Origin of the sequence: Achromobacter sp. 77 (assembly GCF_020541125.1) — a bacterium.
Taxonomy (GTDB): Bacteria; Pseudomonadota; Gammaproteobacteria; order Burkholderiales; family Burkholderiaceae_B; genus Achromobacter; species Achromobacter mucicolens.
The window spans coordinates 3304447-3325385 of sequence record NZ_CP059848.1 but is presented as its reverse complement, the minus strand read 5'-3'; the positions used below and the strand labels follow the sequence as shown (position 1 = coordinate 3325385).

The 20939-nt window shown below is 67.1% G+C and carries 17 protein-coding genes; 6 read left to right on the top strand and 11 right to left on the bottom strand.

What is annotated here, in order from left to right:
- The first annotated feature begins 37 nt into the window (after nucleotides 1-37).
- Nucleotides 38-1207 (top strand): efflux RND transporter periplasmic adaptor subunit, encoded by a 1170-nt coding sequence (locus tag H4P35_RS15340; protein WP_226846156.1) that lies wholly within the window; start codon nucleotides 38-40, stop codon nucleotides 1205-1207.
- Nucleotides 1208-1218: 11 nt separating this feature from the next.
- A complete protein-coding gene (locus H4P35_RS15335; RefSeq protein WP_226846155.1) occupies nucleotides 1219-2745 on the top strand; it encodes an MFS transporter in 1527 nt (508 codons plus the stop codon).
- 55 nt (nucleotides 2746-2800) lie between these two features.
- Here the strand turns inward: H4P35_RS15335 and H4P35_RS15330 are convergent, their stop codons facing one another.
- The 7 genes from H4P35_RS15330 to H4P35_RS15300 form a co-directional block, all read right to left on the bottom strand.
- Nucleotides 2801-4063 (bottom strand): nitrate- and nitrite sensing domain-containing protein, encoded by a 1263-nt coding sequence (locus H4P35_RS15330; protein ID WP_223575935.1) that lies wholly within the window; start codon nucleotides 4061-4063, stop codon nucleotides 2801-2803.
- Nucleotides 4064-4107: 44 nt separating this feature from the next.
- Nucleotides 4108-4884 carry a uroporphyrinogen-III C-methyltransferase gene (gene cobA / locus H4P35_RS15325; protein ID WP_226846154.1) on the bottom strand — a complete coding sequence of 259 codons (777 nt, stop codon included), beginning with the start codon at nucleotides 4882-4884 and terminating at the stop codon, nucleotides 4108-4110.
- A gap of 12 nt (nucleotides 4885-4896) precedes the next feature.
- Nucleotides 4897-6642, bottom strand: coding sequence for a bifunctional protein-serine/threonine kinase/phosphatase (locus H4P35_RS15320; RefSeq protein WP_226846153.1), 1746 nt, complete (start codon nucleotides 6640-6642; stop codon nucleotides 4897-4899).
- Nucleotides 6643-6654: 12 nt separating this feature from the next.
- Nucleotides 6655-7467, bottom strand: a complete 813-nt coding sequence (locus H4P35_RS15315) for a formate/nitrite transporter family protein (RefSeq protein WP_056319032.1) — start codon at nucleotides 7465-7467, stop codon at nucleotides 6655-6657.
- Between the two features lie 66 nt (nucleotides 7468-7533).
- Nucleotides 7534-7884, bottom strand: coding sequence for a nitrite reductase small subunit NirD (gene nirD / locus H4P35_RS15310; RefSeq protein ID WP_056319035.1), 351 nt, complete (start codon nucleotides 7882-7884; stop codon nucleotides 7534-7536).
- The gene (gene nirB / locus H4P35_RS15305; RefSeq protein ID WP_226846152.1) at nucleotides 7884-10445 is read right to left on the bottom strand and encodes a nitrite reductase large subunit NirB; all 2562 of its coding nucleotides are present in this window, start codon (nucleotides 10443-10445) and stop codon (nucleotides 7884-7886) included. The genes nirD and nirB overlap by 1 nt, the downstream gene beginning before the upstream one ends.
- Before the next feature lie 360 nt (nucleotides 10446-10805).
- Nucleotides 10806-11681, bottom strand: coding sequence for a LysR family transcriptional regulator (locus H4P35_RS15300; protein ID WP_056319041.1), 876 nt, complete (start codon nucleotides 11679-11681; stop codon nucleotides 10806-10808).
- 221 nt (nucleotides 11682-11902) lie between these two features.
- On the opposite strand from H4P35_RS15300, the gene H4P35_RS15295 reads away from it, so the two are divergent.
- Nucleotides 11903-13519, top strand: a complete 1617-nt coding sequence (locus H4P35_RS15295) for a GMC family oxidoreductase (protein WP_226846151.1) — start codon at nucleotides 11903-11905, stop codon at nucleotides 13517-13519.
- A gap of 69 nt (nucleotides 13520-13588) precedes the next feature.
- Here the strand turns inward: H4P35_RS15295 and cfa are convergent, their stop codons facing one another.
- Nucleotides 13589-14782 carry a cyclopropane fatty acyl phospholipid synthase gene (gene cfa, locus H4P35_RS15290; RefSeq protein ID WP_226846150.1) on the bottom strand — a complete coding sequence of 398 codons (1194 nt, stop codon included), beginning with the start codon at nucleotides 14780-14782 and terminating at the stop codon, nucleotides 13589-13591.
- A gap of 352 nt (nucleotides 14783-15134) precedes the next feature.
- Between cfa and H4P35_RS15285 the strand changes: the two genes are divergently transcribed.
- The 3 genes from H4P35_RS15285 to greB all read left to right on the top strand — a co-directional run bounded on the left by H4P35_RS15285 (nucleotide 15135) and on the right by greB (nucleotide 17536).
- Nucleotides 15135-16001: an alpha/beta fold hydrolase gene (locus H4P35_RS15285; protein WP_226849476.1), complete on the top strand. Its 867-nt coding sequence runs from the start codon at nucleotides 15135-15137 to the stop codon at nucleotides 15999-16001.
- Nucleotides 16002-16070: 69 nt separating this feature from the next.
- Nucleotides 16071-16916, top strand: a complete 846-nt coding sequence (locus H4P35_RS15280) for a 3',5'-nucleoside bisphosphate phosphatase (RefSeq protein ID WP_062841093.1) — start codon at nucleotides 16071-16073, stop codon at nucleotides 16914-16916.
- 68 nt (nucleotides 16917-16984) lie between these two features.
- Entirely contained in the window at nucleotides 16985-17536 is a 552-nt protein-coding gene (gene greB, locus H4P35_RS15275) for a transcription elongation factor GreB (protein ID WP_152384709.1), read from the top strand.
- A 143-nt stretch (nucleotides 17537-17679) separates the two neighbouring features.
- Here greB and H4P35_RS15270 read toward each other — a convergent pair whose 3' ends face one another.
- The 3 genes from H4P35_RS15270 to H4P35_RS15260 form a co-directional block, all read right to left on the bottom strand.
- Entirely contained in the window at nucleotides 17680-18708 is a 1029-nt protein-coding gene (locus tag H4P35_RS15270; RefSeq protein WP_217617563.1) for a DctP family TRAP transporter solute-binding subunit, read from the bottom strand.
- Nucleotides 18709-18792: 84 nt separating this feature from the next.
- Entirely contained in the window at nucleotides 18793-20091 is a 1299-nt protein-coding gene (locus H4P35_RS15265) for a TRAP transporter large permease (RefSeq protein WP_056319056.1), read from the bottom strand.
- Complete coding sequence (locus H4P35_RS15260; RefSeq protein WP_062841090.1) at nucleotides 20088-20630, bottom strand: TRAP transporter small permease; 543 nt, start codon at nucleotides 20628-20630, stop codon at nucleotides 20088-20090. The genes H4P35_RS15265 and H4P35_RS15260 overlap by 4 nt, the downstream gene beginning before the upstream one ends.
- Nucleotides 20631-20939: the final 309 nt, after the last annotated feature.

Here is a 20939-nt window from a genome sequence, read left to right as displayed (position 1 = left end):
ATCCCGCCCGATCATTCCTCTCTCAAGCTTGCAAGCCATGAACACCGAAGCCGCCCCAAATTCTCCATCCCCCTCATCCCGGCCGCGCAACGCCTTCGCGCGCAAGGTGGCCGCCGGCGGAGCGGCAATCCTGGCGGTCGCGCTGCTGGCCGGCGCGTATGCCGCGCATGCAGACGGCCGCTGGGTGTCGACGGAAGACGCCTACGTCGAAGGCAATGTCGTGCAGGTGACGCCGCAGGTGGGCGGGGTGGTGACCGCGATCCGCGCGGACAACACCGACAGGGTCGAACCGGGGGCGGTGCTGATCGAGCTGAACGGGGTGGACGCGCAACTGGCGCTGGACGCGGCGCGCGCCAATCTGGCGCGCAGCGTGCGGCAGGTGCGCGGCCAGTTCGCGATGGCCGGGCAGGACGGCGCCACCGTGGCGCTGCGCAAGGTGGACCTGGCCCGCGCCGAGGAAGACGTGGCGCGCCGGTCGGCGCTGGCCAGGATCGGCGCCATTCCGGGAGAGGAACTGGTGCACGCGCAGCAGGCCGTGCGCACCGCGCGCGCCGCGCTGGCGGTCGCCAGCGAACAGCTCAAGCGCAACCATGCGCTGATCGACGGCACCACGGTCGAATCGCACCCGGACGTGCAGGCCGCGGCCGTGCAGTTGCGCAACGCCAGCGTGGCCCTTGCGCGCACGAAAGTCGTCGCGCCGGTGGGCGGGGTGGTGACCAAGCGCGGCGTGCAGGTCGGGCAGCGCGTGGCCGCTGGCGCGCCGCTGATGTCGGTGGTGCCGCTGGACCAGCTGTGGGTCACGGCGAACCTGAAGGAATCGCAACTGCGCAATGTGCGTATTGGCCAGCCTGTCCGGCTGACGACCGACCTGTATGGCGATGGCGTGGTCTATCACGGCCGCGTGCTCGGCCAGGACGCCGGCACCGGCAGCGCCTTCTCGCTGCTGCCCGCGCAAAATGCCACCGGCAACTGGATCAAGGTGGTGCAGCGCGTACCGGTGCGGATCGCGCTGGACCCGGCGGAGGTGGCGGCGCAACCGCTGCAACTGGGCCTGTCGATGCGGGTCGAGGTGGACACCGAGACGCGCGACGGCAAACGGCTGGTTGCGGCGCAAGGAGAACTGCAGGTCTACACGACGGCCGTGTATGCCGACGAGCTGGCCCAGGCCGACGCGCAGGTGCGCGCCATCATCGACGCCAACCGCTGAGCCCGCGCATCATGTCCCCACCGAAACCCCCGGTCGCGCTGCTGCTGGTCATCGGCGCCCTGACGTTCATCGATTTTCTGCAGAACGGCATGGCGACGTTTGGCGCGGCGCCCATCATGGGCGAAATCGGCGCCAGTCCCGAGGAATATACCCATATCGCGCTCATCTACGCCTGCGTGGCGGTGATGATGATCGCCTTGCAGGGGTGGCTTACGCATCGGCTGGGCCTGCGCGCCTACCTGCTGGCGTCATTGGCCGCCGCCGGCGCGGGGGCCGCGTTGTGCGCGCTGGCGCAGGATCCGGGGCAATTTCTGCTGGGCCGCGTCCTGATGGCGGCGGGCTGCGCGGCGATGCTCACGTCGTCGCGGCTGACGGTCAACCTGATTCCGCCCAGTCCGGCTCGATTTCTGGGCATCAAGGCCTTGGCGACGGGGCTGTGCGTGGGCACGGCGCTGGCGCCCTGGCTGGCCGCGATGGCGGTCGAGCACGACGGCTGGCCGTTGATGTTCTGGCTGATCGCGGCGCTGTCGTTGCTGGCGATGGCGCCGGTGATGCTGGTCATGCCGGGCCGCGAGGCGGGGTCGGTGCTGTCCGGCAACGTGCGCCTCGCGCCGATCGCCGCGCTGGGCGCGGGCAGTTTCCTGGTGCTGCATGCCTTGCAGCGCGCCTACTACGACTTCTTCAGCGAGTTTGCGTGGTTGGCGCTGTCCGCGGCGGCGGGCGTGGCCGCGCTGGGCTACTTTGTGTGGTCCGAAACGCGCAACTGCGCGCCGCTGCTGCGGCTGGGCGGCATGAAGGAAGTGCGTTTCCTTTGCGGGCTGGGCCTGTTCATGGCCTGCTATGTGATGCTTGGCGCCAATGGCTATCTGGTGCCGCTGATGCTGCAACGCGGGCTGGGTCAGACCTGGATGACGGCGGGTGAATTCTTTGCGATGGGACTGGGTGCGGGGGTCATGACCTGGGCCGTGATGTCGCAATTGCTGCCGCGCTGGCCGTCGCCGCGCAAGTTCTTCGTGACCGGCTTTCTGGCGCTGGCGGCGTTCGGCGTGTTGATGTCGCGCCTGACTCCCACTGCCAACCTGTGGACCGATGTGCTGCCGGCGCTGGCCTGCTATGGCGTCTTCATCATGATGCTCATGCCCACGACCGCGATGCAGACCTTTACCGGCTTGACGGGCGATCCCGCGGTGTTCGCCCATGCCCAGCAGGTCAAGAACATGCTGGCGCAGGTTGGCCAGGCGCTGGGCATCATGTTGGCCACCGTCGGCCAGCAGTGGTTCACGTCGCGGCACTACACGGTGCTTCAGACGGGCATCGCGACCGGCAACGCGCATTTCGAAGCGGTGATGGCGCAGCTATCCGCCCACTTTGCGGCGGTGGCGGGGCCGGGGCAGGCCCAGCAGCTTGCCACGGCGCGGATCGCGCAGTTGCTGAACGAGCAGGCGGTGCTGCTGGCCAGCCTGGACCATTTCCGGGTGGTGGCGGGCGTGGCGCTGGCGGCAGCAGCCGTCAGCCTGGTGCAGCGGGTGTTCCGCTAGCCTATGTTCCGCTGGACCGCCTTCAGCGGGGCCGGCCGCCGCAACCCGCGGCGATTCAGTTGCCGCCCAGCTGGGCAATGATCTGCCGCGCCACGTCCGCCAGCGACAGGCCGCCGTCCATTGCCGCGCGTTGCAGGCGTTCGTGCGCGGCCTGCTCGGTCAGGCCGTAGCGGCTGATCAGAAGCAGCTTGGCGCGGTCGATGCGCTTTCTTTCGTCCAGCGCGCCGCGCACGCTGCTAAGCGCGTCGTCGGCGCGCTGCATGCGCAGGGTCTGCTCGCGCATCATGTCCAGGATCGAGCGTTCCATTTCGTTGCCCACGCCGTCTTCGGGGGGCACGTCCAGGATGCGGCTTTGCACGCTGAACACCATGCTGGGCGCGCGGCCGCTGGCGTGATCCGTGTACCGGCTGAGCAGCAGGCGGCGGTCGTCCAGTTCCTGGCGGGTGTCGGCAATGCGGCGCGCGCACTGTTGCGCCAGTTCCTGCGCCAGTTGCGTCTCGACCGTGCGCATGGCGTCGATGCGTGCGGTGCACAGGTCGAACCACAGTTCGGCCAGACCGGTGTCCACGCGCTGCGCGTCGCTGGTGTGTTGCGCCATGTCGCGCATGCGTTGCACCGGCTGCGCCTGTTGCTGAACCTGATCCCACGCCTGTAGCGGCGCCCCTTGCGCGTACTGCGTGTAGACACCGAAGCTGCGCGCCTGGTTCGCCGCCAGACCCAGCATCCGCGCCTTGCGCGCGTCGTCGAACCAGCCGGCGGTAAAGCCCATGACGCCGCAGGCGCGCTCCTGGCCGCTCAGTTCCTTGCCCTGCATGAAATTCAACAGCGCCACCAGGAGGCGCGTCACACCGGGGTCGAGCGAGGCGTCTGCGGCCTCGAAGACCACCGCCAGCAGGCTGCCGATCACCTGGGTAAAACGGGCGTCGGCGTCTTCGACCGGCACGCGCCGGTCGCGGACCTCGCGGCGCAAGGCGGGCAGTTCGTCCAGCCGGAATAGGGCATACGCGATGCAGTTGAGCAGGCGCGCCCGGCCGCTGGCGCCTGCCGGGTCGGCTTCCAGGCCGTCCAGAAAGGCGCGCACGTCGGTCTCAACCGCCTGCGCATCGCTGGACAGGCCCGCCAGCGCCGGCTCAAGCCGGTCGGCGGGGCTGCACAGGGTCAGGTTGGAATAGCCGCGCTCTTTTTGCAGCGCGTGCACCAGCGCGCTGATGCGCAGCACCAGATCGCAGGTGGCGGCCAGGGCTTCCAGGCCCTGGAGCTCGCTGCGGCGGGCGGCGAGCAGAAAGCGCAGCGGCGGCGGCATGTGGCGTTCGGCCATCGGAATCTCTATGCGTTATCAATGCGCGGGGCACCGCGCAAACCTCAGGCCATGCGGCGTTGCGGAATCGTCGCGCCGGCCGCGTCGTCCAGCACGCCGAACATCCGGCAAGCCGCAACGTCGCCGATGACCAGCACGGCCGGGCTGCGCAACCGGAAGGCCTGGGCGTCGGCCGCCATGGCGGTCAGCGTCGAGGCGCAGACCCGCTGGCCAGGCAGCGATGCGCGCTCGATCATCGCGACGGGCGTGTCCGGGGCCATCCCGGCAGCCAGCAGCTGGCTGCGCATGTCGTGCACCTTGGCCACGCCCATGTAGACGACCAGCGTCGTGCCGCTGCGCGCCAAGCCAGACCAATCGGGCGTCGCGCCGTCTTGCGAATGCGCGGTGATGAGTGTAACGCCCTGGGCCATGCCGCGCTGCGTGAGCGGGATGCCGGCGGACGTGGCCGCGGCTAGCCCGGCGGTGATGCCGTTGACGATTTCACAGGCGACGCCGTGGTCGCTGAGCCACTGCGCTTCTTCGCCACCGCGGCCGAAGATGCAGGGGTCGCCGCCTTTCAGGCGCGCCACGCGCAGGCCTTGGCGGGCGTAGCGCAGCATCAGGCGCTGGATGAATTCCTGCGGCGTCGAGCGGCAGCCCCCGCGCTTGCCCACATGCACGATGCGCGCGCGCGGGCAGTGCTGCAGGACTTCGGGATTGACCAGGTCATCAACCAGGACCACGTCCGCGCGGCCCAGGGCCTTGACGGCCTTGAGCGTCAGCAGTTCGGGATCGCCAGGACCGGCGCCGATCAGGGATACGGTGGGGAGGTGGGCGGACATGGCGGCCTCGGTTCAACGGTTGAAGGCAAGTATCACGATCACGATGGCCAGGATCAGGCAGAGGCCCTTCCAGAAGGCGACCGGATTGCGTTCCAGGAGAGGCAGGCGCTCGGCGCCGAGCATGTCGCCCGGGTGGCGCAGGGCGTGCGTGAATTCGGACAGCTCGGGCGTGCGGTGTTGCGGATCGGGGTGCAGGGCGCGGCTGAGCACCCCGTCGACCCATGCGGGAATCTCGCGCTCGCGGTCCAGCACGGACACGTACGTCAGGCGCAATTGCGCGGCGCGGCTGCGCGAGCGCGCAACCTCGGCGCCGTAGGGCAGCCGTCCCGACAGCATCTGGTACAGGATCGCGGCCAGCGAATAGATGTCGGACCGCGCGGTGCCGGCTTCGCCTAAAAAATACTCGGGCGCGGCGTACTGGGCGGTGCCCAGCACGGGCATGGCGTCGTCGCCATCGGCGCCGAGCTCCTGAATGCCGGCCGTGCGCGCCGAGCCCAGGTCGATGATTTTTGCCGTGCCGTCCGGCGTGATGATGATGTTGTCCGGCCGCAGGTCCTGATGCACGATCTCCAGCCGGTGAAAGGCCTGCAGGCCGCGCGCGACCTGCTCGATGATGGCGATTGCCGGTTCCAGTTCGGGGCGCGGGTTGGCGGCCATCCACTGTGTCAGCGTGCGGCCTTCGAGGTATTCGCTGACGGTGTAGAGCGAACGGCGCTGGCGCGTGCGCGGCCAGGCTCGCACGACGTGGCGGCTGTCGATGCGGCGCGCCAGCCATTCTTCGGTCAGCAGGCGCTCCAGGTAGGCCGGGTCGTGGCGCAGGTCCAGCGACGGGATCTTGATGACCACCGTGTCGCCGCTGTCCAGGTCTTCGGCCAGGTAGACGTGGCTGCGGCTGCTGGCGCGCAATTCGTCCGTGATGCGAAAGCCTTCGAAGGTCTGGCCGACCTCCAGAAGCGGGGGGCAGGGCAGGCTGCCCGAGTACTGGGCGATCTCGCCCGCCTGCCGCGCGGGCAGGGCGTCCACACGCACGATCTGCACGGTCAGGTTGTCGTCGCTGCCGCGCGCAAGCGCCTGGCCGACCAGCCCTCGGGCGGCGTCGTCCAGATTGTCCGCGTGCGCCGCGACGGCGTGGCGCAGGTCGTCGTCCGTCACGTGTTCGTAGACGCCGTCGGTGGCCAGCACGAACACGTCTCCCGGCTCGACGGCTTGGGTGTGATAGTCGATCTCAAGGTGGGGCGCCAGGCCCAGCGCGCGGCCCAGATAGCTTTTGTCGTGCGCGACCCAGACGCGATGGTCTTCGGTCAGCTGCTCCACCGCGCCGTCCCGCAGGCGATAGATGCGCGCGTCGCCGATGTGCAGGATGTGCGCGGTGGCGCCCTTGAGCACCATCACGGTCAGCGTGCAGACATAGCCGCTGTCCTGGTCCTGACCGTGGCGCTGGCGGCTTTGCGCGTGCAGCCACGCATTGGCCGCGCTCAGCACCTTTTGCGCGGACTTTTTGACCGACCAGGTTTCGGAGGTGCAGTAATAGTCTTCCAGGAAGCTGGCCACGGCCGTTTCGCTGGCAATGTGGCTGACGTTGCTGCTGCTGATGCCGTCGGCCAGCGCGATGGCAATGCCCTTGGCGCCCAGCAGCGGTTCGTCCGGCACGCACAGCCCGTGAAAGTCCTGGTTGACGGACTTGACGCCGGGATCGGTGTGCTGGCCCACCGCCACCTTGAGCGAGGCGGCGGGCGCGCCGGGCGTGTAGCTGTCCATGCTTGGCGGCAATCAGCTGAAGCGGCGCTTGGGCGCGGTCTTCATGTGGGTGGTGTAGAGGGTCAGGCCCGTCAGCGAGATGCCGCCGATCAGATTGCCCAGCACCACAGGGATTTCGTTCCAGATCATGTAGTCCATGATCGAGAAATTGCCGCCCATGATCATCGCCGACGGGAACAGGAACATGTTGACGATGGAGTGTTCAAAGCCCATTGCAAAGAACAGCATGACGGGCATCCACATGGCGATGACCTTGCCGCTGACGGTGGTTGAGATCATGGCGCCCACGACACCCAGCGACACCATCCAGTTGCACAGCACGCCGCGGATGAAGATGGTCAGCATGCCGCCCGCGCCGTATTCCTTGTAGCCCAGCGTGCGGTTCTCGCCGATGTGCGAGATGACCTGGCCCACCTTGTTGGGCGGCACCGAAAAGCCGTACGTGAAGACGATGGCCATCAGCACGGCCACGGTTAGCGCACCGAGGAAGTTGCCGATGAACACCAGGCCCCAGTGCTTGAGAATGCCCCCCATCGTGACACCCGGCCGCTTGTCAAAGAGCGCCAGCGGCGTCAGCACGAACACGCCGGTCAAGAGGTCGAAGCCCATCAGGTACAGGATGCAGAATCCCACCGGAAAGAGCGCGGCGCCCAGAATGGGCGAGTCGGTCTGCACCGTGACGGTGACGGCAAAGACCGCGGCAATCGCCAGGATGGCGCCGGCCATGAAGGCGCGGATCAGGACGTCGCGCGTCGCCATGTAGAGCTTGGATTCGCCCGCGTCCACCATCTTGGTGACGAACTCGGAAGGAGCTAGGTAGGACATGATGTTTCCTGTTGCTTTGCTGAAGGTATGAATGAATTCGGGTAGGAATGAATCCGGCGGCGCCCGTCAGGCGATTTCCACCGCGTCGCCGTTAAAGCGCGCCTGCCAGGTCTGCAGGCGTTGTTCCGGGAATTGCACGCAGCTGCCATCCGCCAGCCGGAAGTGCTGCTTGTAGAGCGGAGAGGCCACCACCAGGTCGCCAGCCAGCTGGCCGACGATGCCTCGGCCAATCACGTTGGCGCCCGATTTCGGGTCGCGGTTCGACACGGCGTACAGCGTCTGGCCGCCGGCGTCGGGCAGGTAGAACAGCGCCACTTGCGCGCCGTCCACCAGCGCCACGACGCCGGAATTGGCCACAAGGTCGCGGCGGTCGCAGGCGTGGCGCCAGACAGGGTGTTGAGCAGGTTGGGCCGCCATCAGACGATCTCCTCGGCAATGGGAATGACGCGTCGCGCGGCGGGCGCCGGCGCGGGCCGGGGCTGGCCGCGTTCCTGCACGAACTTGATGTCGGGATCGCCCTGGCTGTCGTTGACGAAGGTGCGAAAGCGCTTGAGCTTTTCGGGATCGCCGAGCGCGTTGGCCCATTCGCATTCGTAGCGGTCCACCACCAGCTGCATCTGCGCTTCCAGCTCGGCGGCGAGGCCCAGGCTGTCCTCGATGACGACCTGCTTCAGATAGTCCAGCCCGCCTTCCAGCGATTCGCGCCACACGGACGTGCGCTGCAGCTTGTCGGCCGTGCGGATGTAGAACATGAGCAGGCGGTCGATGTAGCGGATAAGGGTGGCGTCGTCCAGGTCGGTCGCAAACAGTTCCGCGTGGCGCGGACGCATGCCGCCGTTGCCGCACACATACAGGTTCCAGCCGTTCTCGGTGGCGATAACGCCGATGTCCTTGCTCTGCGCCTCGGCGCATTCGCGGGTGCATCCGGACACGGCGAACTTCAGCTTGTGCGGGGCGCGCAGGCCTTTGTAGCGGTGCTCGATGTCCAGCGCCATCTTCACGCTGTCCTGCACGCCGAAACGGCACCAGGTGCTGCCCACGCAGGACTTCACCGTGCGCGTGGACTTGCCGTAGGCGTGTCCCGTCTCGAAGCCGGCGGCGATCAGTTCCGACCAGATGCCGGGCAGCTCGTGCAGTTGCGCGCCGAACAGATCGATGCGCTGGCCCCCCGTCACCTTGACGTACAGGTTGTATTTCTTGGCGACGGCGCCGACGGCGATCAGGCCGTCGGGCGTGACTTCGCCGGCGGGCATGCGCGGCACCACGGAGTAGGTGCCGTTTTTCTGCATGTTCGCCATGAAGGTGTCGTTGGTGTCCTGCAGCGGCACCAGGTGCGGGTCCTGGATGGGGCGGTTCCAGCAGGATGCCAGGATCGAGCCCACCGCGGGCTTGCAGATCTCGCAACCGACGTGGCCGCGGCCGTGGCTGGCCAGCAGTTCGTCGAAGGTCTCAATGCCGTTCACTCGCACGATCGCGTACAGCTCCTGGCGGGTGTAGGCAAAGTGCTCGCACAGGCTCTTGTCGACCACAACGCCGCGGCTGGCCAGTTCGTGCTCGACCACCTGCTTGAGCAGGCCCGCGCAGCCGCCGCAGCCCGAGGCCGCCTTGGTGCAGGCCTTGACGCCGGCCAGGTCCGTACAGCCGCCGTCGATGGCGTCGCAGATCGCGCCCTTGTTGACGTTGTGGCACGAGCAGATCGTGGCGGTGGCGGGCAGGGCGTCCACACCCAGCAGCGGCGCGGCCTGGCCTTGCGGCAGGATCAGGCTGGACGGATCCGCGGGCGGCGCGATGCCGTTCTGCGCGTATTGCAGCAGGGTGTCGTAGTAGCTGTTGTCGCCCACCAGGACGGCGCCCAGCACGCGCTTGCCGTCGGCAGACACGACCAGGCGCCGGTAGCTGGCGCCCGCCTCGTCGATGTACCGGTAGCTGCGCGAACCCGGCGTGGCGCCGTGGGCATCGCCGATCGAGCCCACGTCCACGCCCAGGAGCTTGAGCTTGGTGGACATGTCGGCGCCCGAAAAGGCCGCTTCGGGCGCGCCGCACAGTTCGGCGGCAACGATGCGCGCCATCTGGTAGCCGGGCGCCACCAGGCCGAAGACCGTGCCGTTCCAGGACGCGCATTCGCCGATCGCGTAGATGTGTTCGTCGCTGCTGCGGCAGTGGTCGTCGATGGCGACGCCGCCGCGCTCGGCCAGCGCCAGTCCGGCCTTGCGCGCCAGGAACACCTGCGGACGGATGCCGGCCGAAAACACGATCAGGTCGGTTTCCAGCGGCGCGCCTTCGGCAAAGCGCATGCGGTAGCGGTACTGCGTGCCGGGCTTGATGTCCTGCGTGGCGCGTGACAGGTGTACGCCCACGCCCAGCGCCTCGATGCGCGCCTTGAGCGCGGCGCCGCCGGCCTCGTCCAGCTGCACCGGCATCAGGCGCGGCGCGAACTCGACGACGTGGGCTTCCAGATTCAGCGACTTGAGCGCATTGGCCGCTTCCAGGCCCAGCAGGCCGCCGCCCACCACCACGCCGCGCCGCGCGCCGCTGGCCGCCTCGCGGATCAGGTCCAGGTCGTCGATGCTGCGGTACACCAGCCGCGAATGGCCTTCGGCGCCCGCGATGGGCGGCACGAAGGGATAGGAGCCGGTTGCCAGCACCAGCTTGTCGTAGGCGAAGCGGCCATTGGCGGTGACGACTTCCCGGGCGCGGCGGTCGATGTCCACCACGGGCTCGCCCAGGCGCAGGGTCACGCCTTCCTGCGCATAAAGCGCGGCGTCGCCCAGCGCCATGGACTCGGCGTCGCGGCCGTTCAGGTATTCGGACAGATGGACGCGGTCGTAGGCGCGGCGGGTCTCCTCGCCGAAGATGGTGATGCGATAACGCTCAAGGGCGCCGCGGGCGATCAATTGCTCGACGCAATGATGGCCCACCATGCCGTTGCCGATGACAACCAGCGTCTGCAAGGAATCGGATATGGCCGCTGCATTCATGGGATTTCCCCAGGCTTGGATTTTCGGATTTCAAAAGACAAACGGCGCCCTGGACCTTTCGGTCGGGGCGCCATTGCCGGTAATGCTCACGTTGTCTTGCCGGGTTTGCACCCGCACAAGCGCTATCAAGCAAAGTCCATGCCAGGTATGCCGAATGCCATGCAGACGGCGGGAATTTCCTTGTGGTTCATAGGGAAAGCGGGCGCGCCGGCGGCCTCGCGGAGGAAGGCGCGGCTGTTGCGGTCCTGGGCGGGCATGCCTCGGATCGGTGCATATCCGTGTGCGGTCTGCACCTGTTTGGCGCAGCGCAACATGACGTGCTGGCGCTTGATCGGCGTTAAGGCTGCGGCGCTGCCGGTGTCAGGCGAACGCCGCCTGGACCGCGGCAAAGGCAGCCGCGACCAGGGGATCGTCGCGCCGCGCCGTCTGTGTAATGAACGACAGCTCGGCCTGGATCGACAAGCCTTTGACCAGTTGCAGGCCGCTGGACTGCGATTCGCGCAGGGCGATCGAATCGCGGGCGAGCGACAGCCCCACGCCCGAGCGAACCAGATCCAGCATCGAGGCCTCCTGGTCCACCTCGGCCACCGCGTGGGGCGTGATGCCCAACGCGTCGAACTTGTCGGACAGCAGCCGGTGATGGACGGAATCCGGCGGGGTCCAGATCCAGGGCAGCGCTGCGATCTCGGCCCAGCCCCGGCCGGCGACCTGCGCGCTCCAGCCCTTGGGTGCGACGACGTAATAGGAAAACGAAGCGAGCGGTTGGGCATGCAGGCCGGCTGGGTGCGGGGGGCCCAGGTAGAAGCCCACATCCAGGTCGCCAGCGCGCACCTGCCGGCCGACCGATCCCGACATGCCGTGCCGCAGGGTGGGGCGGATCTTCGGGTAATGCTCGACCAGGTATTGCAGCGTGGCGCCCAGGCGCAGGAACTCCGGATCCAGGATCGTGCCGATCCGCAGTTCGCCCTGGACGGTGTCGCGCAACGCGCCGATGGCGCGCTGGAAGTCGTCCAGCGCATCCAGCACGCGCTGCGCCGGCGCCAGCAGCGCCCGCCCGTCCGCATTCGGCGCGAGCCCTTGCGCGGTGCGGGTGAAAAGCGTCAGGTCCAGCGATTCCTGGAAGTTCTTGAGCTGCAGACTCAGCGCGGGCTGCGTCAGGTGCAGATGCTCGGCCGCCCGGGTCAGATTGCCCTCCCGCGCGACGGCGGCGAAAGTGCGGATGTGCTTCAGATCCATGAATGCTTCCAGAAGAAGTGGGGGCGTCTGACCCCTGATGCGCCGTGAAACTGCCGAGCATTATTAGAGACACTAATAAAGCCCTTTTCAACATTTGATTGGACAGCCGCCTCGCCGTGCGCCAGAGTCTCGGCAGATTCCCGGCGCGCGCACCGCGTCGCAGCCGGGGCGGCTCACCGTGCCGGCGTCCTTATCGGGCCCGGACTTGATAAGAAGAGCTTATGGAGACATACGACTACATCATCGTGGGCGCGGGCTCGGCCGGCTGCGTGCTGGCCAACCGCCTGACCCGCGATCCTGCCGTGCAGGTCCTGCTGCTGGAGGCGGGCGGGCGCGACAACTATCACTGGATTCACATCCCGGTCGGTTACCTGCATTGCATCGGCAACCCGCGCACCGACTGGATGTACCGCACCGCCGAGGAACCCGGGTTGGGCGGGCGCTCGCTCATTTATCCGCGCGGCCGCGTGCTGGGCGGCTGCTCGTCGATCAACGGCATGATTTACATGCGCGGCCAGAGACAGGACTATGAGGATTGGGCCGCCTTGTCCGGCGACGCGGCCTGGAGCTGGGATCAGGTGCTGCCGGTCTTCAAGCGCAGCGAGGACTACCACCGGGGCGCCGACGAATTTCATGGCGCGGGCGGCGAATGGCGCGTCGAGCAGCAGCGGCTGCGCTGGGACATTCTGGAAGCCTTTGCCACCGCAGCCGAACAGGAAGGCATTCCGCGCGTGCAGGACTTCAACCGCGGGGACAACTTCGGCAGCGGCTATTTCGAGGTCAACCAGCGCAGCGGCTGGCGCTGGAATACGTCCAAGGCATTCCTGCGCCCCGTGCAGAAACGCCCGAACCTGCATGTGATGACGGGTGCGCTGGCCGAGCAGCTTGAATTCGACGCGAAGCGTTGCGTGGGCGTGCGCGTGAACCGCGCCGGGCGCGCGATGTCGCTGCGGGCGCGGCGGGAGGTCGTGCTGGCCGCGGGCGCCGTGAACTCGCCGCACCTGCTGGAAGTCTCGGGCATCGGCGAGCCTGCGCGCCTGCGCGAAAGCGGCATCACGCTGCGTCATGCCTTGCCGGGCGTGGGCGAGAACCTGCAGGACCATCTGCAACTGCGGGTCATCATCAAGGTGAACGGCGTCAAGACATTGAACCGAATCGCCTCCACGTGGCTGGGCCGCGCGGGCATCGGGCTGGAATACCTGATGAGCCGCAGCGGGCCGATGAGCATGGCGCCCTCGCAGTTGGGGGCGTTTGCAAAATCCGATCCCGGCCAGGACCGCGCCAACGTCGAGTTTCACGTGCAGCCGCTGTCGCTGGGCGCCTTCGGCGAACCTCTGCATGGCTTCGACGCCTTCACCGCCAGCGTCTGCAATCTTCGCCCCACGTCGCGCGGCAGCGTGCATGCGCAAGGCCCGGCGGGGCAGAAGGGCAGCGAGGCCCCTGTCATCCGCCCCAACTACCTCAGCACCGAAGAAGACCTGCAAGTCGCCGCCGATTCGATCCGCCTCGTGCGCCGCATCGCCGCCGCGCCCGCCCTGCAGCGTTACCAGCCGGAGGAATGGTTGCCGGGTCCGGCCTTCCAGACCGAGGACGAACTGCGCCAGGCCGCTGGCAAAATCGGCACCACGATCTTCCATCCGGTGGGCACCTGCGCGATGGGCCGCAACGCCGACCAAGGCGCGGTGGTCGACGCGCGGCTGCGCGTGCATGGGCTGCAAGGGCTGCGCATCGCGGATGCATCCATCATGCCGCGCATCACGTCGGGCAATACCAATTCGCCGACCATCATGATCGCGGAGCGCGCGGCGGACATGATTCGGGAAGAAGCGGGCGCATAGCAGCGCGCCAATGACAACAAGCCGCCCGGTTTGGGGCGGCTTGCCGAGTGAAGCGCGGCCGCGGCGGCTTCAGCGCAGCGACCGGTAGGTGTCGTGCCGCTGCGGATGCGTCAGGATCACCTGCCAAAGTTGGCCCTCGCGCGACCGGAAAAAGCCCGCGCAACACATCAGGTAGTACTTCCACATCCGGTAGAACCGGGTGCCGTAGCGCGATTCCAGCGTCGGCCAGGCGCGCTCGAAGCGTTCCCACCATGCCATCAGCGTGCGGTCGTAGTCGGCGCCGAAGTTGTGCCAGTCTTCGATGATGAAGCGGCCCTCGACGGCGGTGGCGATCTCGCGCGCCGACGGCAGCTTGCCGTTCGGGAACACGTAGCGGTCGATCCACGGATCGGTGCTCTGGCTGGTGGCGGCGATGCCAATCGTGTGCAGCAGGAAAATGCCTTCCGGCGCCATCAGCCGCTGCACGTTGGTGAAGTAGGTGTCGTAGTTCTTGGGGCCGACGTGCTCGAACATGCCGACCGAGACGACCTTGTCGAAACGGCCCTGCAGGTCGCGGTAGTCCTGCAGCAGCAGCTCGACCGGCAGGCCTTTTACCCGTTCCTGCGCCAGCGCAAGTTGCTCCTTGGACACCGTCACGCCCGTGACCTTGACGCCATAGCGTTCGGCCGCGAACTTGGCCAGTCCGCCCCAGCCGCAGCCGATGTCCAGCAAGGTCTCGCCTTCCTTCAGTTGCAGCTTTCGGCAGATCATGTCCAGCTTGGCGACCTGCGCCTCCTCCAGCGTCTGGGCGTGTTCCCAATAGGCGCAGGAGTAGATCATCCGGCTGTCGAGCATGGCCTCGAACACGTCGTTGCCCGCATCGTAGTGCTGCTCGCCGACCTCGAATGCGCGGTGCTTGGATTGCAGGTTGAACAGCTTGTGGCGCAGGTGTTCGGCGATCAGCTTGATGCGGGCCACGCCCAGCGCCGCGGATCCCATGTCGGCGCGCAGCAGGCGGGTGAAGAGTTCGTCCAGTTGCTCGCAGTCCCATTCGCCGTCCATATACGACTCGCCCAGTCCCAACGACCAGCTGGCGAACACCCGCTCGTACATGTGCTTGTCATGCACCTGCATGTCCCAGGGGCGCGACCCATTGATCTGCACGTCGGCGCGGGCCATCAGGTCCTGCAGGATCTTGGGGGGGGCGGGGGGAGGGGAGACGACGACGCCGGTTTGAACGGCGGGCTGTTCGGTCAGCGGGGGGACGGGACTGCTTTGCTGCATACGGACTCCATATCAATTTTGGGAAGACTGATCTGGCAATGCCTGAAGCTTTTTACTGTGCGCCTTGAAAGGTGTGCAACTCCAATTTAATGAATGCATCGCGCCGATAGCCATCGGCAATGTCGGACGGGCGCCGGGCGGCAGCGGCGGCTTGGAGATGCAGGGATCGTAGCCACGAAGTCCGCGATAGTCCAGAGCCGGCCGCACCGGCCTTTCATAACCGATAAGATAGCGGCCAAAGCGGCGCCGCCGTGCCGGCCGCGCGCAACCCGTGGAGCGTACCGAAGTGCAAGCCAGCCTGGAACCCCGTTTGGAATTCGTCACCTGCGCCAGCCCGGCGGGTCTGCACCGCATGGCCTATTGGGAGTGGGGCGATCCCGCCAATGACCGGGTGCTGCTCTGCGTGCACGGCCTGACCCGCAGCGGGCGTGACTTCGATGTGCTGGCGCGCCGGCTGGCCGGCCACTACCGGGTGGTCTGCCCCGACGTCGTGGGGCGCGGCCGCTCGGATTGGCTGGTCAATCCGGCGTTCTACACGGTGCCGCAGTACGTGTCCGACATGGTGACGCTGATCGCGCGCCTGCGCCCGGCCAGCCTGTCGTGGGTCGGCACGTCCATGGGCGGGTTGATCGGCATGGCGCTGTCGGGCGCCGCCGCGTTCGCCAAGGCCATGGCCGCGATGCGCCCGCATGCCGGGATGTTGCCGCCTGCCCAGGGACTGCGTCTGGACAGAATGGTGCTCAACGACGTGGGGCCGCGTCTGGAGAACGGCGCCCTGTCGCGCATCGGCCAGTACGTGGGCGCGCCCGGCGAATTCGCCACATTCGAAGAGGCCGTGGCGACGATGCGCGCCAATTCGGAAACCTTCGGTCCGCACACCGACGCGCAGTGGGCGGAGCTGGCCAAATACCTGTATCCGGAACAGGGCGGCAAGTGGGTCAAGCACTACGACCTGGCGATTGCCCAGGCTTTGGGGGCCCAGACGCCCGAGGAACTGGCGGCCGGCGAACAGATCCTGTGGCGATCGTATGACGCGCTCGATTGCCCGGTCCTGATCGTGCGAGGCGAGCTGTCCGACCTGCTGACCCCCGCCACTGTTGAAGAAATGCGCAAGCGCAATCCGCGTGCGCAGGCGCTTGAAGTGCCCGGTGTGGGCCATGCCCCCACGCTTATCGTGGACGACCAGGTCGATCCGGTGGCGGACTTCCTCTTGGCCTGAACGGGCGGGCGGCTTTGTGGGGACAGGCCGGCGCTAGGCGCGCCGCCGGGCCTTCTCTACAATAGCCCCATGAAATCGCCCACGCTGAACATCGACCTGCATTGCCATTCCACCGTCTCGGACGGCGCTCTCGCGCCCCGCGACGTGGCGCAGCGCGCGTTCGCCAATGGCGTGGATGTCTGGGCGCTGACCGACCACGACGAAGTGGGCGGCATCGCCGAAGCCTCGGCGGCGGCTCAGGAACTGGGCATGCGGTTCGCCACCGGCGTCGAGATCTCGGTCACCTGGGCCGGCCTTACGGTGCACATCGTCGGCCTGCGGTTCGATCCCAACAACGCGGATTTGATCGAAGGCCTGCGCAAGACTCGCTCGGGACGCGCCGCCCGCGCCAAGCGCATCGGCGACCGCCTGGCGGACATGGGCATGCCCGGCGCGTATGAAGGCGCGCTGCCGTTTGCCGGCAATCCCGAACTGATCAGCCGCACGCACTTTGCGCGTTATCTGGTGCAGGCCGGCTATTGTCCGGATGTGCAGACCGTGTTCAACAAGCACCTGGGCGACGACTGCCCCGGTCACGTGCCCATGCAGTGGGCCACGCTGGCCGACGCGGTGGGCTGGATCCGCGGCGCGGGCGGTCAGGCCGTCATTGCGCATCCGGGCCGCTACAAGTACACCCCACTGCAGTTCGCCGCGCTGTTCGACGAATTCCTGCAACTGGGCGGCGTGGGCATCGAGGTCAACACGGGCAGCCATACCGTGGAAGAAGCGCGCCAGTACGCCGAGGTGGCGCGCCGCTACGGCTTCCTAGCCTCGCGCGGCTCGGACTTTCACAGTCCCAAGGAAAGCCGGATGGATCTGGGCCAACTGCCGCCGCTGCCTCCCGACCTGAAGCCGGTCTGGCACGACTGGTTCTGACGCGGGCGGCCCGCGCCGCCCATTTTCACAAGCTTCGACAGTGATCGCGACATCGCGATGCAACCGCCATGAACAAAGCCTTTGTTAAAGAGTCCGACCACGAGGACGACGACGACCTGCCGCAGGCCCAGGCGCTGCCAGCCGGCACCAAGAACTACATGACGCCCGAGGGCTACGAACGCCTGCGCGGCGAGCTGACGCAGCTCATGAACGTGGAACGACCGGCCGTCGTGCAGGTCGTGTCGTGGGCCGCGTCCAACGGCGACCGTTCGGAAAACGGCGACTACCTCTACGGCAAGAAGCGCCTGCGCGAGATCGACCGGCGCATGCGCTTTCTGACCAAGCGGCTGGACATTGCCGAGGTCGTGGACCCCAAGGCCCAACCCAATCGCGATCAGGCTTTCTTCGGCGCCACCGTCGTCTATGTCGACAAGGCGGGCGAAGAACACACTGTCACCATCGTCGGCGTGGACGAAGCCGAACCGCTTGCCGGCAAGATCAGCTGGATCTCGCCGGTGGCCCGCGCGCTCATCAAGGCGCGGGAAGGCGACACGGTCGTGCTGCGCACACCGGCGGGCATCGATGAGCTGGATATCCTGGATGTCAGCTACCCGGAATAGGGCGGGTGTCAGACACTCCAAAAAAATAACGGGCGCCGGTTTGTGGCCGGCGCCCGTGTGGTGGGCGGGATTCTAGCGTCCCTGCCTCGGTTGGCGGCTTGCGCCGCCGGTTCCCCTGGGGCTTGCTGCGAAACTTTCGCGGGTTATTTCTTGCGCTCAGCGATCGATTTTTCGGCCTTGTTGACCAGGTCCTCGCCGATCTGCTTCTTCCACTTTTCGTAGACCGGCTTGGTGGCTTTCACGAAGGCGTCGTGGTCGGCTTGCGACAGGGTGGTCACGGTGACGCCGTGACCGGCGATTTCCTTGAGCAGCGACGGGTCTTCAGGCGTCACACCCTTGCGCGCGATGACAATCTGCTGCTTGCCGGCGTCCAGCGCGGCCTGGCGCACGATGTCGCGGTCCTTTTCCGACCAGGAATTCCAGACTTCGCGGTTGACCACGAAGATCAGCGGATCGGCCACGTAGTTCCAGAGCGTCAGGTACTTCTGGCCCACGGTGTAGAGCTTGGAGCCGGTGTAGATCGACAGCGGGTTCTCCTGCCCGTCGACCGCGCCGCTGGCCAGCGCAGGCTGCGCATCGGCCCAGCTCATCTGCGTGGGGTTGGCGCCCAGCGCGGTGAAGGTGTCGATGTAGAGGGGCGACCCCACCACGCGCAGCTTCATGCCCTTCATGTCCTCGGGGCGCTTGATCTCGCGCTTGGAGTTGCTGACCTGGCGGTAGCCGTTCTCGCCCCAGGCAAGCGGCACCACGCCCGCCTTTTCGATGAGCTTGAACATGTCCTTGCCCACGTCGCCCTGCACCAGCGCGTCGATGGCGGCGTAGTCGGGCATCAGGAAGGGCAGCGAGAACAGGTTCAGTTGCTTGACCTGCGGCGACCAGTTGATGGTCGACCCGACGGCCATGTCGATCACGCCCTGGCGGATGGCGGTGAACTCGCGGGTCTGGTCGCCCTGGACCAGCGAGGTGCCGGGGTAGACCTTGATGTTGATGCGGCCGTCGGTGCGCTCGCGCACCAGGTTCGACCAGATCTCGGCGCCCTGGCCCCACGGGAAGGTGGTGCCCACGACGATGGAGAGCTTGTACTCGGGCTTGTAGTTCTGCGCATGCGCGGGCGCCATGCCCACCACGGCCGCCGCGCACAGCGCCGCGCCGATCAGGTTGCGGAATTTCATGTTGCGTCTCCTCTCTATGCGAGTCTTTCTGTTGTTGTCATCCACGGCCGGGCACCCAGTCGGGCCGGCCCCGTCCAGCCTCTCTCAATAACCCAGCTTGCGCGGCAGCCACAGCGCCAGTTCGGGAAACACCAGCACCGCGACCAGCACCAGGAACATCGCGCCCAGCAGCCACACCACCCAGCGCACGGTCGACTCCATCGGCACGCGCGCGATGCGGCACGACACCATCAGGTTCACGGCCAGCGGCGGGGTGAACTGGCCCAGCGCCACCTTCAAGGTCAGGATCACGCCGAACCACACCGGATCCCAGCCGTAGGCATTGGCGATCGGCATGAGCAGCGGCACGAAGATCAGGAAGATCGAGATGCCGTCCAGGAACATGCCCACGGTCATCAGCAGCAGGATCAGCAGCGCCAGCACGCCCCATTCGCCCAGGCCCGAATTGACGATGGCGTGGGTGATCGGGTCGATCACGCTGAGCGTGGACAGCGCCCACGCAAAGATCCCGGCCAGCGTCACCACCAGCATGATCACGGCGGACAGCTCGGCGGCTTCGCGCAGGATCGTGTACAGGTCCCGGAACTTGATGGTGCGATGGATGAAGCCGCCCACGAAGAGGCCATAGAACACGGCAACGACCGCCGCCTCGGTGGGCGTGAACCACCCCAACCGCATGCCGCCCAGGATCAGCACGGGCGCTGCCAGGCCCCAGGACGCCTCGCGCAGGCTCTTCCAGAAGGGCGGGCGGGGCAAGTGCGCTTCCAGCGCGCCCATCTTGTATTTACGCGACAGCCACACGGCCGGAATGATCAGCGCGAAACCGGCCAGGATGCCCGGGATCATGCCGGCGGCAAACAGCGCGGGCACCGAGGCGCCCGGCACCAGCACGGAGTAGATGATGAAGGCCACGGAGGGCGGGATCAGGATGTCGGTGGCCGCGCCGGCGGCCACCACGGATGCCGAGAACGACCCCGGATAGCCCGCGCGCGACATCGCGGTGATCATCACCGCGCCCACGGCCGCGGCGCAGGCCGGCCCCGAACCTGAAATGCCGCCCAGGAACATCGCCACCGCGATCGACACCAGCGGCAGCATGCCGGGACCGCGACCGACGATGGCGATCGCAAAGTCCACCAGCCGCTTGGCCACGCCGGACCGGTCAAAGATCGACCCCACCAGCACGAACATGGGAATCGCCAGCAGCGGGTACTTGGCCAGGCCGGCGTAGAAATTCTGCGGAACGGTCAGAAGGCCATACCACGGCGTGTCCAGGTTGGTCAGCACGATCGCGACCGTGCCGCCGATGCCCAGCGCCACGCCGACCGGCACGCCGATCACCATCAGGACGATGAAAACCGTAAAGAGGATGACGGCGATCATCGCGGGGCATCCTGGACCGGGGCGCGCGCCAGACGGCGCAGGGTGCCCAGCGTGCGCAGCGAAATGGCCGCGGCCATGACCGGCAGCCAGATCGAATACCACCACGTCGGCACGCCGATGGCCGGCGAGGTTTCCTCGTAGATGAATTCGTCGTACACCAGCTTCACCGACAGCACGGTCAGCAAGACGAAGAACGCCAGCACGCAGCTGTTCGCAATCAGCGCCATGATGCGCTGGCGGCGCGGCGAACCCGAGTCCGCCAGGATCTCGATCCGGATGTGATGGTTGCGCACGAAGGCCACACTGCCGCCCGCCATCGTCAGCACGATCAGCAGGAACACGGAAATTTCTTCCGTCCACGCAAACGACTGATCGGTGAAATAACGCACCAGCACATTCAGGAAGGTGATGATGGCCAGGGTCGCCAGCAGGATCACGGCCAGCCAGTCCTCGACGGCCAGCGGCACCTTCACGGCGGGATCTGCTTCTACGGGGATGATCGGTTCTACGGGCTCGGCGGGGGCGTCGGGGCGGGACATGTGAGGCAACGGCCAGCGGGCGTGGGGCGCCCGTTTTCTTGTTGGATAGGGTCGCTGCATCCTACCGTCGCACCGCGGGCGAGGGTGTTCGTGTTTTCCCGCAATGCGGGGCGGCCGCAACATGCTGCATTGCGCAAAGCGTCACCCGGCGGGCAGGGCCCGCGAGGGGAAAACCGCCATTGCCCCCAGCGGTGGCGGACCGATATTGCTGTGCACCATCCACGCCAGACACCACGCGGAATTCTTTTGTAACAATGGCCGGATGAGGGTGGCAGAACCTCCATTGAACTTCGGCTCCGGGAAAACCCC

What these genes read in the sequence shown, in the direction of transcription:
- H4P35_RS15315 (WP_056319032.1), bottom strand. Translation starts at nt 7,467, where the DNA reads ATGTCCTACCTAGCTCCTTCCGAGTTCGTCACCAAGATGGTGGACGCG.
- H4P35_RS15320 (WP_226846153.1), bottom strand. Translation starts at nt 6,642, where the DNA reads ATGGACAGCTACACGCCCGGCGCGCCCGCCGCCTCGCTCAAGGTGGCG.
- H4P35_RS15335 (WP_226846155.1), top strand. Translation starts at nt 1,219, where the DNA reads ATGTCCCCACCGAAACCCCCGGTCGCGCTGCTGCTGGTCATCGGCGCC.
- H4P35_RS15265 (WP_056319056.1), bottom strand. Translation starts at nt 20,091, where the DNA reads ATGATCGCCGTCATCCTCTTTACGGTTTTCATCGTCCTGATGGTGATC.
- H4P35_RS15280 (WP_062841093.1), top strand. Translation starts at nt 16,071, where the DNA reads ATGAAATCGCCCACGCTGAACATCGACCTGCATTGCCATTCCACCGTC.
- H4P35_RS15270 (WP_217617563.1), bottom strand. Translation starts at nt 18,708, where the DNA reads ATGAAATTCCGCAACCTGATCGGCGCGGCGCTGTGCGCGGCGGCCGTG.
- H4P35_RS15285 (WP_226849476.1), top strand. Translation starts at nt 15,135, where the DNA reads ATGGCCTATTGGGAGTGGGGCGATCCCGCCAATGACCGGGTGCTGCTC.
- greB (WP_152384709.1), top strand. Translation starts at nt 16,985, where the DNA reads ATGAACAAAGCCTTTGTTAAAGAGTCCGACCACGAGGACGACGACGAC.
- H4P35_RS15260 (WP_062841090.1), bottom strand. Translation starts at nt 20,630, where the DNA reads ATGTCCCGCCCCGACGCCCCCGCCGAGCCCGTAGAACCGATCATCCCC.
- H4P35_RS15300 (WP_056319041.1), bottom strand. Translation starts at nt 11,681, where the DNA reads ATGGATCTGAAGCACATCCGCACTTTCGCCGCCGTCGCGCGGGAGGGC.
- cfa (WP_226846150.1), bottom strand. Translation starts at nt 14,782, where the DNA reads ATGCAGCAAAGCAGTCCCGTCCCCCCGCTGACCGAACAGCCCGCCGTT.
- nirB (WP_226846152.1), bottom strand. Translation starts at nt 10,445, where the DNA reads ATGAATGCAGCGGCCATATCCGATTCCTTGCAGACGCTGGTTGTCATC.
- H4P35_RS15330 (WP_223575935.1), bottom strand. Translation starts at nt 4,063, where the DNA reads ATGGCCGAACGCCACATGCCGCCGCCGCTGCGCTTTCTGCTCGCCGCC.
- cobA (WP_226846154.1), bottom strand. Translation starts at nt 4,884, where the DNA reads ATGTCCGCCCACCTCCCCACCGTATCCCTGATCGGCGCCGGTCCTGGC.
- H4P35_RS15295 (WP_226846151.1), top strand. Translation starts at nt 11,903, where the DNA reads ATGGAGACATACGACTACATCATCGTGGGCGCGGGCTCGGCCGGCTGC.
- H4P35_RS15340 (WP_226846156.1), top strand. Translation starts at nt 38, where the DNA reads ATGAACACCGAAGCCGCCCCAAATTCTCCATCCCCCTCATCCCGGCCG.
- nirD (WP_056319035.1), bottom strand. Translation starts at nt 7,884, where the DNA reads ATGGCGGCCCAACCTGCTCAACACCCTGTCTGGCGCCACGCCTGCGAC.